Origin of the sequence: Pseudomonas sp. HY2-MNA-CIBAN-0224, assembly GCF_040310285.1 — a bacterium.
GTDB lineage: Bacteria > Pseudomonadota > Gammaproteobacteria > Pseudomonadales > Pseudomonadaceae > Aquipseudomonas > Aquipseudomonas helleri.
This window is the reverse complement of record NZ_JBEOPQ010000025.1, coordinates 36980-50370: the sequence shown is the minus strand read 5'-3', so window position 1 is coordinate 50370 and position 13391 is coordinate 36980. Positions and strand designations below refer to the sequence as shown.

Genomic DNA, 13391 nt, shown 5'->3' with positions numbered 1-13391 from the left:
AAAGATCGCGAGGCAAGCTCGCTTCTACGCGGGCGTGGGGTTATTGGCCGCTGTAGATCTGATCGAAGACGCCGCCATCGCTGAAGTATTTTTTCTGCACTTCACGCCAGTCGCCAAAGGTTTTCTCAACCGACAGGAAGTCGACTTTCGGGAAGCGGTCGTTGTACTTGGTCAGGATCGCCTGGTCGCGTGGGCGCAGGTAGTTTTTGGCAGCAATTTCCTGGCCTTCTGGCGACCACAGGTACTTGAGGTATTCCTCGGCCACGGCGCGGGTGCCTTTTTTATCCACGACTTTATCGACCACGGTCACTGGCGGCTCTGCTTCGGCAGAAACGCTTGGGTAGATCACTTCGAACTGGTCACGACCAAACTCGCGGGCAATCATTTCTGCTTCGTTTTCGAAAGTCACCAGCACGTCGCCGATCTGGTTGGTCATGAACGTGGTGGTGGCAGCACGGCCGCCGGTGTCCAGCACAGGCGCTTGCTTGAACAGTTTGCCGACAAACTCTTTGGCTTTTTCTTCATCGGCGCCGTGTTTTTGCGCATAGCCCCAGGCCGAGAGGAAGGTGTAGCGGCCGTTACCCGAAGTTTTCGGGTTGGGCACGATCACTTGTACGCCGTCCTTGAGCAGGTCAGGCCAGTCGTTCAGGCCTTTCGGGTTGCCTTTACGCACGATAAATACGGTGGCGGAGGTGAACGGTGCGCTGTTGTCCGGCAGGCGGGTGACCCAGTTTTCCGGGACCAGTTTGCCGTTGTCAGCGAGGGCGTTGATGTCAGTGGCCATGTTCATGGTGATCACGTCAGCCTGCAGGCCGTCGATCACTGCACGTGCTTGTTTGCTGGAACCGCCGAAGGACATCTGCACAGGCTGCTTTTCGTTCTTCTCTTTTTCCCAGTGCTTTTGGAACGCAGGGTTGTAGTCTTTGTAGAAGTCGCGCATCACGTCGTAAGACACGTTGAGTATCGGTTTGTTGTCGGCGTGGGCCAGGCTGCTGAGTGCAAGGCCTGCGACCAATAAGGAGGCGCTAAAGAGTTTTTTCACTGCGTATTCCTTGTTATAGGGAGCAAAAGAGGCAATATGCCAGCGACTATAGCGGGTGGCGCATAGTCCTTAAAAGATTAAAAAGCACTTTGTTTATACGTTTTTGACGAACAGCGCATTACCACACCGGGAACAAAAAGACGCCGAGGCCTCGTGCTGGGCTTTTTTGCAGGTGGTGCAGGTGTGCTCCAGCTGTTCACCGCGCATGGCGTTGGCCAGTTCGGCGGTAAAAATACCGGTGGGCACAGCGATGATTGAGTAGCCGGTGATCATCACCATGGCCGAGATCACTTGCCCGGGAATGGTCTGCGGGACGATGTCGCCATAGCCGACGGTGGTCAGGGTCACGATGGCCCAATAGATGCTGACCGGAATGCTGGTAAAACCGTGATCCGGGCCTTCTACCACGTACATCAAGGTGCCGAACACGGTGACCAGGGTAGAAACCCCGACCAGGAACACGATGATTTTCTGTTTGCTGCCGCGCAAGGCCGAGAGCAGGTAATTGGCCTGACTCAAGTAGGGCAACAGTTTGAGGATCCGGAAGATCCGCAGCATGCGGATGACGCGAATAATCAACAGGTACTGCGCATCGCTGTAATAAATCGCCAGGATCCCCGGCACGATGGCGAGCAAGTCCACCAGCCCATAGAAGCTGAACGCGTAGCGCAGGGGTTTGGGTGAGCAGTACAGGCGCAGGCCGTATTCGATGGCAAACACAAAGGTGAAGCCCCATTCGATATAGGCCAGCAGGTCGCCGTATTGCAGGTGAATGCTGTTGATGCTGTCGAGGATGACCACCACCAGGCTCGCCATGATGATCAGCAGCAGGGTGGTATCGAAACGGCGCCCGGCGGGGGTGTCAGACTGAAACACCATCACGTACAGGCGCTGACGCCAATCCTGATTATTCATGTAGATCGCTCGATACCCAAAACCCAGAAGATTCGGGTATTAACGTTCGATGCGCAACCTGCTTTGCGCTTCACTGTCAGCGGACTTGCGGCTTAACAGACGAACACCGCCACCGATAACCCAGCAACTGAGCACAAAGGGCGCGGTTAAAAGAGGCAGCCCCAGCGCACTGAAGCCTGGCGCCAGGGCCAAGGTCACGACGATGCCCAGCAACGGCTTGCAGATTCGCCCCCCTTGCTGGCTCAAGGCCAATGCTGCCAGCGCCGGGTTGTAGCCAGCCAGCCCGTTGAGTGCGGCCCCGGTGTCTTGTTGGTAGAGGCTCCATAGCAGCCCGGCGAGTGAGCCGGTCAGCGCCCACAGGGCCGCCCGCCAGTGGCTCAGGCACAAGCCGATAACAATCAGCAGCCCGGCGACCGGGTGATTTAGCAGCATGACTTGGCTGATCCCTTTGAACAGGGCTTGCAGCAGCGTCCAGGCGTTGAGGGCATATGGCTCAACGCTGTACTCCGGTGTTCCTTGCAGGGTGAGCAGTACCCAGCCGATGGCGACAAAAGGGGCGGTGTAAATCATCACACTATGGGGGTGAGTGGCACGTTTGAGCCATTGATGCACCACCATGCTGCTGATCCCGGCGCTGGCGATGATCAACAGTGGCAGCATGGCTGACCACGGCAATTGATGGCTCAGCAGCAGCCCCAGCAACACACCGTTGTAGCAGTAGAGCCCGGCCTGACGTTCGGTTTTGGCGTAGCCGCGACGTTGTGCCGTCAGCAAGCCTGCGACTGCACCGAGCAACGCCCCGCCGAGCAGCGCAGGAGCGCTGACGAAAATGGCCAGCAGGCACAACACGCCGCAGAGTGGGTGACGTTGCAGGAAGACTTGGCTGAAACCATTGCACAGGGCCGTGGCCCAGTCGGGGCAATGAGTCATGGCGCAATCAACTTTCTTGAGGGTGAACGAATGCCCCGCAGAAAGTGCAGCAGGCTGCGATCGTTTTAAAAAACTAAAGATCGCAGCCTGCGGCAGCTCCTACGGTGGGTGGACCGCAGAGGTTATTTGTCGCGAATGGAGAAGTTGGCCATGTGTTCCAGGCCTTTGATCAGCGCCGAGTGGTCCCAGTTGCCGCCACCGAGAGCGGCGCAGGTGCTGAACACTTGCTGGGCGCTGGCGGTGTTGGGCAGGTTGATCCCCAGCTCGCGGGCGCCAGCCAGCGCCAGGTTGAGGTCTTTCTGGTGCAGGCTGATGCGGAACCCCGGATCGAAGGTGCCTTTGATCATGCGCTCGCCGTGTACTTCGAGGATTTTCGAAGAGGCGAAGCCGCCCATCAGGGCTTCGCGAACCTTGGCCGGGTCCGCGCCGTTTTTGGCGGCAAAGACCAGGGCTTCGGCCACGGCCTGAATATTCAGGGCGACGATGATCTGGTTGGCCACTTTGGCGGTTTGGCCGTCGCCATTACCGCCGACCAGGGTGATGTTTTTACCCATGTTTTGCAGCAGGGGCAGGGCGCGTTCGAAGGTTTTTTCGTCGCCGCCGACCATGATGCTCAGGGTGCCGGCCTTGGCACCGACTTCACCGCCAGACACCGGCGCGTCGAGGTATTGCACGCCTTTGGCGTTGATTTTTTCGGCGAAGGCTTTGGTCGCTGTGGGCGAGATCGAACTCATGTCGATCACCACTTTGTTCGGGCTCAGGCCTGCGGCAATCCCGTTTTCACTGAACAGGACTTCGTCGACCTGCGGGGTGTCGGGCACCATGATGATGATGAATTCGGCTTCCTGCGCGACTTCTTTCGGGCTGGCCAGGGCGATGGCGCCAGCCGACAGAAGATCGCTAGGTGCTGCGCCGCGATGGGTCGACAAGAACAGGCTGTGCCCGGCCTTTTGCAGGTTGCTGGCCATAGGCGAACCCATGATCCCGGTGCCGATAAATCCGATTTTAGCCATGACAAATCCTCTTGTTTTTATTGGATAAACAACTCTTACACCGCGTTATGCGTCTTGAGCCACACCAGCCCGGCTTCGGTGCTGGTCAGCGGCTTGTACTCGCAACCCACCCAGCCCTCATAGCCGATGCTGTCGAGGTGGTCGAACAGGAAGCGGTAGTTGATTTCGCCGGTGCCCGGCTCATGGCGACCGGGGTTGTCGGCCAGCTGGATGTGGTTGATGTGCGCCAGGTGCGTTTGCATGGTGCGCGCCAGGTCGCCTTCCATGATTTGCATGTGATAGATGTCGTATTGCAGGAACAGGTTGGCGCTGCCGACCTTGTCCTGAATAGCCAGTGCCTGCGCGGTGTTGTTGAGGTAAAAGCCCGGAATGTCGCGGGTATTGATCGCTTCCATCACCAGCTTGATGCCCACCGCTTGCAGTTTGTCGGCGGCGTACTTGAGGTTGCTGATGAAGGTTCTTTCGACGGTGGCGTCGTCTACGCCTTGTGGGCGAATCCCGGCCAGGCAGTTGATCTGCGTGTTGCCCAGTACTTTGGCGTAGGCGATGGCCTTGTCGACGCCTGCGTGGAATTCTTCGACCCGGTCAGGGTGGCAGGCAATCCCGCGCTCGCCCTTGGCCCAATCGCCGGCGGGCAGGTTGAACAGCACCTGGGTCAGTTTGTTGGCTTCCAGGTGATGTTTGATTTCTTCAGCGCTGTAGTCGTACGGAAACAGGTATTCAACGCCGTGGAAACCAGCGTTGGCAGCCGCTTGGAAACGGACAAGGAAATCCTGTTCGGTGAACAGCATGGACAGGTTGGCGGCAAAACGCGGCATGGTGAACTCCTGCTTTTTTGTTCCCTCTCCACGCAGGAGAGGGCTAGGGCTTAGGGGTTAATCGAGCATTGAAATGGCGGTCGGTGCATCGTTACCCACCAGCGCCAGATCTTCAAATTCATTGACGGCGTTGATTTCGGTGCCCATCGAGATGTTGGTCACGCGCTCCAGAATAATCTCTACGACCACCGGTACGCGGAACTCTTTGAGCATGTCTTGCGCCTTGCGCAGTGCAGGCTGGATTTGAGCCGGTTCGAATACGCGCAGCGCTTTGCAGCCCAGGCCTTCGACCACGGCGACGTGGTCGACGCCGTAGCCATTCAGTTCTGGGGCATTAAGGTTGTCGAAAGACAGCTGCACGCAGTAGTCCATTTCGAATCCACGCTGTGCCTGACGGATCAGGCCAAGGTAGGAGTTGTTCACCACCACGTGGATATACGGCAGGTTGAATTGCGCGCCCACGGCCAGTTCTTCGATCATGAACTGGAAGTCATAGTCACCCGACAGGGCTACAACGTTGCGGTTCGGGTCGGCCTTGACCACGCCTAGCGCTGCCGGAATAGTCCAGCCCAATGGCCCGGCCTGGCCGCAGTTGATCCAGTGGCGTGGCTTGTAAACGTGCAGGAACTGCGCACCGGCAATCTGCGACAAACCGATGGTGCTGACATAGCAGGTGTCTTTGCCGAACACTTGGTTCATCTCTTCGTACACGCGTTGCGGCTTGACCGGCACGGAGTCGAAGTGAGTCTTGCGGTGCAGGGTGGCTTTGCGTTGTTGGCAGTCTTGCAGCCAGGCGCTGCGGTTTTTCAGCTTGCCGGCGGCTTTCCATTCGCGGGCCACTTCCAGGAACACAGTGAGGGCTGCGCCTGCGTCAGAAACGATGCCCAGGTCCGGGGTGAAAACGCGGCCGATTTGCGTCGGCTCAATGTCCACGTGGATGAATTTACGGCCTTCGGTGTACACCTCGACCGAACCGGTGTGGCGGTTGGCCCAGCGGTTGCCGATGCCCAGCACTACGTCGGATTTGAGCAGGGTGGCGTTGCCGTAGCGGTGCGAGGTTTGTAGGCCGACCATACCGACCATCAGCGGGTGATCGTCGGCAATGCTGCCCCAGCCCATCAAGGTCGGGATCACCGGGATGCCGGTCAACTCGGCGAACTCCACCAGCAACGCGCTGGCGTCGGCGTTGATCACGCCACCGCCGCTGACCAGCAGCGGGCGTTCGGCCTGGTCGAGCATGGCCAAGGCTTTTTCGACCTGTACCCGGGTGGCCGAAGGCTTGGCCAGCGGCAGGGGTTCGTAGGCGTCGATGTCGAATTCGATTTCAGCCATTTGCACATCAAACGGCAGGTCAATCAGCACGGGCCCAGGGCGCCCGGAGCGCATTTCATAAAAGGCTTTCTGGAAGGCGTAAGGCACCTGGCCCGGCTCGAGCACGGTGGTTGCCCACTTGGTCACCGGCTTGACGATGCTGGTGATGTCCACGGCCTGGAAGTCTTCTTTATGCAGACGCGCCCGTGGTGCTTGGCCGGTGATGCACAGAATCGGGATCGAATCGGCAGAGGCGCTGTAAAGGCCGGTCACCATGTCAGTGCCCGCAGGGCCTGAGGTGCCGATGCACACGCCGATGTTGCCGGCCTTGGTCCGGGTGTAGCCCTCGGCCATGTGCGAGGCGCCTTCCACGTGACGAGCGAGGACGTGATCGATGCCGCCCACTTTTTGCAAGGCTGAATACAGCGGGTTGATGGCGGCGCCCGGAATACCAAAGGCGGTGTCAACGCCTTCGCGACGCATCACCAAAACTGCGGCTTCGATTGCTCTCATTTTGCTCATTTGATTGTGCCTCTTACGTTTTATAATTGTATACAAGTGGCTGGTGGCTGAGTTTATTCATGGTCCGGCCTGCAGGTCAATGGCTTTTGTTTAATCCATGGCAAGACGGTTAGGAGGCTCTATTTCAGGAGGTTTTAGGTTTTTTGGAATTTGTTATCTGAAAAACTGTATACAAATAAACGTATTTTTGTGTTCTATTGCTCTCATTGGTTCTGCCTGAAGCAGGCGGGGCAAGGCTTCCAATAACAAAATAAGGACGGCAACCATGAGTGCTTTAACCTTGAAAGTCGCTTTAACCCTGGCGGCTCAAGCCTTGAACGCGGGTCGCAGCATCAACGCATCCCCGCTGACGGTCGCGGTACTCGATTCGGGTGGGTATTTGCTGGCGTTGCAGCGTGAAGACGGCGCCAGCCTGTTGCGCCCCAACATTGCGATTGGCAAGGCCTGGGGGGCGATTGCCCTGGGCAAGGGATCGCGTGCATTGGCGTTGGATGCGCAACAGCGCCCGACGTTTTTCGCGGCGCTCAATGGCATGGGCCAAGGCGATATCGTGCCGGTGCCGGGTGGCGTCTTGATCCGCGATGCTCAGGGCAAGGTAATGGGAGCGATCGGTATCAGCGGCGATACCTCAGACATTGATGAGCAATGCGCCATCAGTGCAATAGAAGGACAAGGGCTGCGCGCGGATGCGGGAGTGGTGGCTTAATCACGTTTGAGCGGGGTTGCTTGCGATGGAGATTAACCGGTCTCCCTTGGGTCGAGGGGGGATTCTTTCGCGAGCAAGCCTGCTCCTACGTTTTTATGTGCGATGAGTGTGGGAAAGAGTTGCGGATGGAGTCCTGGTAGGTCCCCGATAATCGACCTGATCCCAATCGATCCTTCATTGTTTACGAAGAGTCATCAACTTGAAAATGCATATAATCGAATTCTCTTGAACTTTTCGCTTTAAGTCTTTCTATGACTCGGTTTGTGCTGACACGAATATTTCTCACAGAGCACGTCACGATCATGAATATCTGCATGTGTCGCGTAATTTAGCATCCCCTGCAGAAAGCCTGCGTGAGGTCAGCGTAGTTTGACGTCAGATTCTTGGGTCTAAAGCCAGGTCAGAAGTTTGCCAGACTAAATTGGTCTGCTTGGGAAAAATATAAGCTTAGTGTGTTGGTGCGAGTAATAAAGCTTTAGGAGTCAAGAGTTTGTTTCATGTTTTTGTGGGAAAAATCATGTTTTTGTATTGTGTGATTTTTTTGATAGCTTTTTATTGTTGATCCGGGTTTTTTAAAATCAGAAGTTTCCTACGGCTTGGTAGGTTATCTCGCATTGCTAAGTATTGCTCGGGATGATTATCTGAATTTAATTTGCATTGTGCAAATGATTAATTGATTTTTCATCCCGGGAGGGTGTTATGAGTAACGGTATTACTTTGCCTGCATTGAATGTTAGGGCTGTATCTTCGGCGTTTTCTTCGTTTAATACGGGAGGGGCTCCGCCAATGCAGAGTCCTGCGGCTGTTTTGGTTGCTCTGCATCCACGTAGATTGCAACACTACGCGCAAGGTTATTGGAGGGAAATGATTATAATGCATATGGAGGAGGTGGTAAGGCAAACAGAGATTGGGTGGCGTTACGCTCCTACATGGGACTTGCAAGTAGATATGTTGAAAGTCTCACTTGCAGATAAATATATGAATTCAAACCCTCATGCTTTAGCCGCGCAAGCAATATCTCAAGCATTGTCGGGGTGGGGGTACAGAAAGAAAATTTCAGATGCTCGTGAATTGTCTGGAGGTGTTCTTACGCCATTTGCTGCGTGGTCGCACTATATGACAGGAGGTGGTGCTGCAGTCACCACGAACCTGAATCGGCTAGGGCTGAAATTATCGAGCACAAAAATTCCAGCTCTAGAAAGCTTATTCGCCGCAGCAATAGTGGGTACTTCGCCTGTTTCGTTGCAGAGGGTTGTGTATAACACTGGATTGGATTCTCATATAACTTGGGCATGGCTAGGGCATATCACACTAAAAATTGAAGGTACTCTGCATAAAACGGGCGGTGGTCAAATAACGTTTGATGGTGTTGCGCGAGCATATCATGATACCTATGATTTTAATGCAAGTACCCACCGCTCTGAGATTGGTGAGAAAGCCACTGCTGGAGGTCGACAGCTAGACAGGATTATAAAAGGAATACCTTATGAAATTATCATAGAAGGAGAACTTCCAATTAATATTCAAAGGTAATTGGTTGGCGTGATTTGTTATGTGGGGGTGGCTATGTCAGCGACTAATGGTTTTTCGTTGGATAAAACATTTGTAAGTTTTGTAATGTTGTTCTGTAGTGTCTCATTGATTCCTTGGTTGGCATTTTATTTTCATGGGCAGAGCGAAGAAGGTTCTGGAGATGGTCCTGTGGCGATATTTCTGTTGAGTGCTTCGGCTACGGCATTTCTGCTCATTCTTCTGATCTACAGTCTGGCTGTATATTTGGTCAGGTTTATCCAAGTAATCCAATTTATTAAATGGGTCATTGTGGTCTTGTTGGCAATTGTTGTTTTATTCTGTTTTGGTTGTACAGCTGTGTGGGCAAGTTTTCTTGAGAGGAGTTCCATTCTTTTTTTATGTGCCGCTTTAGGATATGTCGCCTTAGCGGTGCATTTGATGTGGCAGATAGATTCGGTAATAAAAGTTAAACAGACCCTCCCCATGAAATGACTATGAAGAAGTTACGTATAAAATGGTAAAGACTCGTCCTAGGCATCGATGCTTAATTCAAAAGCATCGAACCCTTGAGCTTAGGTAGCCTTTAATCCGGCGCACAGCCTTTAAGCACCAGCCGAATAATGGTCTGGGTTGCAGCTTCGTAGTCGCTGTCGTCGAGCTTGGCTTTGCCGGTGATGGCGGAGATTTGCCAGTCGAAGTCGGCGTAGGTCTGGGTCGCGGCCCAGATGCTGAACATCAGGTGGTGCGGGTCAATCGGAGCGATCAGGCCGCGGTCGATCCAGGTCTGGATGCAGGCGATGTTGTGTTTGGCCTGGTCGTTAAGCAGTTCGACCTGTTTTTCACTGAGGTGCGGGGCGCCGTGCATGATTTCGCTGGCGAACACTTTCGAGGCAAACGGCAGTTCGCGGGAAATCAGGATTTTGGAACGGATGTAGTTGCTTAACACCTCGTTCGGCTCGCCATCGGCGTTGAACGGCGTAGATACACGCAGGATCGGCTCGATGATGCTTTCGAGCACTTCGCGGTACAGGTTTTCCTTGGATTTGAAGTAGTAATAGACGTTGGGCTTGGGCACCCCCGCCTTGGCCGCGATGTCGCTGGTTTTGCTGGCGGCAAACCCTTTGTCGGCGAATTCCTCGCTGGCGGCTCGCAAAATCAGTTCTTTGTTGCGCTCGCGGATGCTACTCATAAACCCGGTATTTCCTTGCCTGTTTTGGCGGTTGGGCATGGTAGCACCGTGATTGCAAACGTCTCAAGACAGCTGCTTGCAGGTGGTCGTACGCCAGTCGTCAGGCCAACGCATTACCGGGCTGCGAGGTGCTGTTTTGCAGCAGCCGGTAGCCCGCGATGGCAAACAGCAACATGCCCAAACCTGCGATCAACGACACCCTGAAGCCTGCCGGTGCCCCGTAAGCATCGATCACCCAGCCACCGACCACCGCGCCGAGGGCAACGCCCATGCCCAGGCCGGTAATCATCCAGGTCAGGCCTTCGGTCAGCTTGGCCGGGGCGACGATGTTTTCGACCAGCGCCATGGCGGTAATCAGGGTGGGGGCGAAGAACAGGCCGGCGACAAACATGGCCGCGGCCAGGGTGATGATGCTGTTGGCCCACATCAGCGGCACCATGGTGATTGCCGTGGCCAACGCGCCCAGCAGGAACAGCCGGGGCAAGGGCATGTTCAATTTGAGGCTGCCAAACACCAGCCCGGCCAGGCATGAACCCAGCGCATACACCGACAGGACGATACTCGCGGCCGCCGGTTCACCCTGTTGTTGGGCAAAGGCCACGCTGACCACATCCACGGTGCCGACAATGGTGCCCAGGCCGATCAAGGCCATCATCAGCACCAGAACCGCGCCATGACGCAAGACTGTGACGTCATTCTCCAGGGTTCGCGGGTGCACGGGCGGCTCGGTTTTGTGTTGCATGACAAAGGCCGTTACGCCCACTGCCAACAGGATCGCGGCCGCCAGTGGCCCGGCCTGGGGGAACAGGGCCACGCTCAGGCCCACGGAAATGGGCGGGCCGATGATAAAGCAGACTTCGTCCAGCACCGATTCAAACGAGAACGCCGTGTGCAGCTTGGGCGAGCCGCGATACAGCTCACTCCAGCGCGCGCGGACCATGGCCGGCATGCTGGGCATGCACCCGGCCAGGGCGGCGCAGACAAACAGCGTCCAGTCGGGCGCGTTCAGGTAGCTGCACAGCAGCAACGCAAGCATGGCGCACACGCCAACCGCCGCCACGCCCGGCAAGATCCGGCGTTGCCCGTAACGATCAACCGCGCGAGAAATTTGTGGTGCCAGCAGGGCCATGGCCAGTGCAAAGGTGGCCGCCACAGCGCCCGCCAGCCAATACGAGCCGTGCAACTGCGAAAGCATGGTGATGATGCCGATACCTGCCATGGATATGGGCATTCGGGCGATCAGGCCTGCGGCGCAAAACGCTTTGCTGCCGGGGGCGCTGAAAATCTCGCGATAGGGGTTGGCCATACAAGCTCCGTGACGTTGCAGGTAAGAAAGGTGTTTTGACATACATGGCGTATGCAGAAATATACGCATGCGCGGCGTATGTCAAATAAAGGTGGCCAATGAGGAGAGGGTGTTGCTCAGGGAGGAGGGCTTCAGCCACGCGAACGCAGTGGCTGAAGCGGGTGCATCAGAAGTGGTACTTGACCAACAGGCTCGCGGTGTCCTGGTTGGTTTTGAAAGAACCGCTGTCTTCGATGCCGTACTTGTTCTTCCAGTAGTCGTATTCGATACCGACGTACAGTTGCTTCGCGCTCCAGTTCAACGCCTTGCCCAAGTCATATTTGATCTGTGGGTTGAAGTGCAGGTTGGCGTGGTAGGTGCCGCGCGCGTTCTGGTCGTTGTCGACCACCCAGTCCATGTAGCCGTCGATGACCACATCGGAGTTGCCCACGGGCTGGGTCCAGGACCACACCGGGGTGATCTGCCAGACGCCACGGCCCGGGCGGTTGCCCTCTGGGTAGCGTTTGTAGAAGTTCAACTGGAAGAAGTCGAAGCCGGGCACATTCAGGTCGAAACCCGGGCCGATCAAGTAGGAGTCTGAATCGCCTTCGCCAAACTCGTAGGTGAGGGCCAGTAACACGTCTTTGATGGGGCCAAACTCAAACTTCTGGTCGAAGATCTTGCCGAACGACAAGCGCGGCGTGAACTCGCCGTAGTAAGTGTTGGTGCCGAAGTTACTGTCTTCTTTGCCGTTGTAAAAAATACGGTCGACGAACAGAAAGTTATCACCGTATTTCCAGCTGTCAGCGTGCTCGAAAGTCAAGGTCTGCTGGATCTTGGGATTGACCTGGAAGTCCTTGCCATACAAGTACGTCAAGCTGTTGGTTTGCCACTGCAGCAAGTCTTCTGCGGCTGCCGTTGTACCGTCCAGCAGGCTCCCCGCAAGCACCAGGCCGGTCAGAATGCGCTTCATTCGGTTGCTCCAAAAATTAATCAATGCTGCATGAGTAGAACTCGGCGCTCTGTGCGGCACCTTGGTTCTTTTGTTTTAAAACTTGTCTTTACGGTCAACTTAAAGGCGTTTGAACACCCTGTTTTACGGCAAAGAGTCATCGCTCGGCTGTCCGTGAACAGTTGAGTGGCGGGAGACTAATGCAGGCCGTAAATACTTGGGTTGAACGATAAAGTTGGCTTCAGAGTCAGCTTTAAAACAGCGCCCGTCTTTGAGCGGCCGCGCAGAGTACTGACTCTGGCGTCGGTACTCAAGCGCGCTGTTGTTGCACGGGCGCAGCAAGGCTTAAAAGTGGACTTTGATCAGGGCGCTGGCCGTGTTTTGGTTGGTGTCCAGACGGCTGCTGCTTTCGATGCCGTACTTGTTTTTCCAGTAGCTGTATTCAAAGCCGACATACAGCTGCTTTTCGCCCAGGTTGAGGGCTTTGCCCAGGTCATATTTGACCTGCGGGTTGAAGTGCAGGTTGGCGTGGTACGTGCCGCGTGAGTTCTGGTCGTTATCGACCACCCAGTCCATATAGCCATCGATCAGCACGTTGGAGCGGCCCACGGGAATGGTGTAGGAGAAAGACGGTGTGATTTGCCAAACCCCCGTGCCAGGGCGTGGGCCTTCGGTGTGGCGGCGATAGAAGTTGAGGGTGAAGTAGTTAAAGCCGGGCACCGCCAGGTCAAAGCCCGGGCCAATGAGATAGGCCTCGCTGTCGCCTTCGCCGTATTCGTAGGTCATGGCCAGGAGCACGTCTTTGATGGGGCCGTACTCGAGTTTGTGGTCGAAGATCTTGCCGAACGACAGCCGTGGACTGAACTCGCCGTAATAGGTGTGCGGGCCTTTGTTGGGGTCGGCTTTACCGTTGTAGAAAATGCGGTCGACAAACAGGAAGTTGTCGCCGTACTTCCATTTGTTGGCGTGTTCAAAGGTGATCGTTTGCTGAATCGACGGGTTGATCGCGAAGTTCTTGCCGTACAGGTAGGTGAGGCTGTTGGTTTGCCACAAGAACAGATCACCGGCCATGGCCTGACCTGCAGCCAAAAGCCCACCCGCGAGCGTGACGCCCCAGTGTTTGCAGTGCATGGGATGCTTCCTTTTTTATTATTGTGTGTGCCAGAGATTGGCAGGTGGGTGGGAGCGGGCTTGCT

13 protein-coding genes are annotated in these 13391 nt (G+C 55.6%); 3 read left to right on the top strand and 10 right to left on the bottom strand.

What is annotated here, in order from left to right:
- Positions 1-40: 40 nt before the first annotated feature.
- The 6 genes from AAEZ03_RS13610 to gcl all read right to left on the bottom strand — a co-directional run bounded on the left by AAEZ03_RS13610 (position 41) and on the right by gcl (position 6551).
- On the bottom strand, positions 41-1042 hold the full coding sequence (locus tag AAEZ03_RS13610) for a sulfate ABC transporter substrate-binding protein (protein ID WP_350579329.1): 1002 nt from the start codon (positions 1040-1042) through the stop codon (positions 41-43).
- A gap of 93 nt (positions 1043-1135) precedes the next feature.
- The gene (locus AAEZ03_RS13605) at positions 1136-1957 is read right to left on the bottom strand and encodes an ion transporter (RefSeq protein WP_048390362.1); all 822 of its coding nucleotides are present in this window, start codon (positions 1955-1957) and stop codon (positions 1136-1138) included.
- A 39-nt stretch (positions 1958-1996) separates the two neighbouring features.
- Positions 1997-2887: an urea transporter gene (locus tag AAEZ03_RS13600; RefSeq protein ID WP_350579327.1), complete on the bottom strand. Its 891-nt coding sequence runs from the start codon at positions 2885-2887 to the stop codon at positions 1997-1999.
- A 122-nt stretch (positions 2888-3009) separates the two neighbouring features.
- Positions 3010-3900, bottom strand: coding sequence for a 2-hydroxy-3-oxopropionate reductase (locus tag AAEZ03_RS13595; RefSeq protein WP_123751605.1), 891 nt, complete (start codon positions 3898-3900; stop codon positions 3010-3012).
- 35 nt (positions 3901-3935) lie between these two features.
- Positions 3936-4718 carry a hydroxypyruvate isomerase gene (gene hyi, locus AAEZ03_RS13590; RefSeq protein WP_350579324.1) on the bottom strand — a complete coding sequence of 261 codons (783 nt, stop codon included), beginning with the start codon at positions 4716-4718 and terminating at the stop codon, positions 3936-3938.
- A gap of 57 nt (positions 4719-4775) precedes the next feature.
- Positions 4776-6551: a glyoxylate carboligase gene (gcl, locus tag AAEZ03_RS13585; RefSeq protein WP_153327822.1), complete on the bottom strand. Its 1776-nt coding sequence runs from the start codon at positions 6549-6551 to the stop codon at positions 4776-4778.
- A gap of 265 nt (positions 6552-6816) precedes the next feature.
- Here gcl and AAEZ03_RS13580 point away from each other — a divergent pair, with 265 nt between their 5' ends.
- The 3 genes from AAEZ03_RS13580 to AAEZ03_RS13570 all read left to right on the top strand — a co-directional run bounded on the left by AAEZ03_RS13580 (position 6817) and on the right by AAEZ03_RS13570 (position 9261).
- The gene (locus AAEZ03_RS13580) at positions 6817-7257 is read left to right on the top strand and encodes a GlcG/HbpS family heme-binding protein (protein WP_048371313.1); all 441 of its coding nucleotides are present in this window, start codon (positions 6817-6819) and stop codon (positions 7255-7257) included.
- A gap of 699 nt (positions 7258-7956) precedes the next feature.
- Positions 7957-8790, top strand: coding sequence for a lipid II-degrading bacteriocin (locus tag AAEZ03_RS13575; RefSeq protein WP_350579321.1), 834 nt, complete (start codon positions 7957-7959; stop codon positions 8788-8790).
- A 33-nt stretch (positions 8791-8823) separates the two neighbouring features.
- The gene (locus tag AAEZ03_RS13570; protein WP_350579319.1) at positions 8824-9261 is read left to right on the top strand and encodes a hypothetical protein; all 438 of its coding nucleotides are present in this window, start codon (positions 8824-8826) and stop codon (positions 9259-9261) included.
- Positions 9262-9352: 91 nt separating this feature from the next.
- Here AAEZ03_RS13570 and AAEZ03_RS13565 read toward each other — a convergent pair whose 3' ends face one another.
- The 4 genes from AAEZ03_RS13565 to AAEZ03_RS13550 all read right to left on the bottom strand — a co-directional run bounded on the left by AAEZ03_RS13565 (position 9353) and on the right by AAEZ03_RS13550 (position 13326).
- A complete protein-coding gene (locus AAEZ03_RS13565; RefSeq protein ID WP_123751600.1) occupies positions 9353-9958 on the bottom strand; it encodes a TetR/AcrR family transcriptional regulator in 606 nt (201 codons plus the stop codon).
- A 100-nt stretch (positions 9959-10058) separates the two neighbouring features.
- Positions 10059-11264, bottom strand: a complete 1206-nt coding sequence (locus AAEZ03_RS13560; protein ID WP_350579317.1) for an MFS transporter — start codon at positions 11262-11264, stop codon at positions 10059-10061.
- Positions 11265-11430: 166 nt separating this feature from the next.
- On the bottom strand, positions 11431-12216 hold the full coding sequence (locus tag AAEZ03_RS13555) for an outer membrane protein OmpK (protein ID WP_350579314.1): 786 nt from the start codon (positions 12214-12216) through the stop codon (positions 11431-11433).
- A 324-nt stretch (positions 12217-12540) separates the two neighbouring features.
- Positions 12541-13326 carry an outer membrane protein OmpK gene (locus tag AAEZ03_RS13550; protein ID WP_350579311.1) on the bottom strand — a complete coding sequence of 262 codons (786 nt, stop codon included), beginning with the start codon at positions 13324-13326 and terminating at the stop codon, positions 12541-12543.
- Positions 13327-13391: the final 65 nt, after the last annotated feature.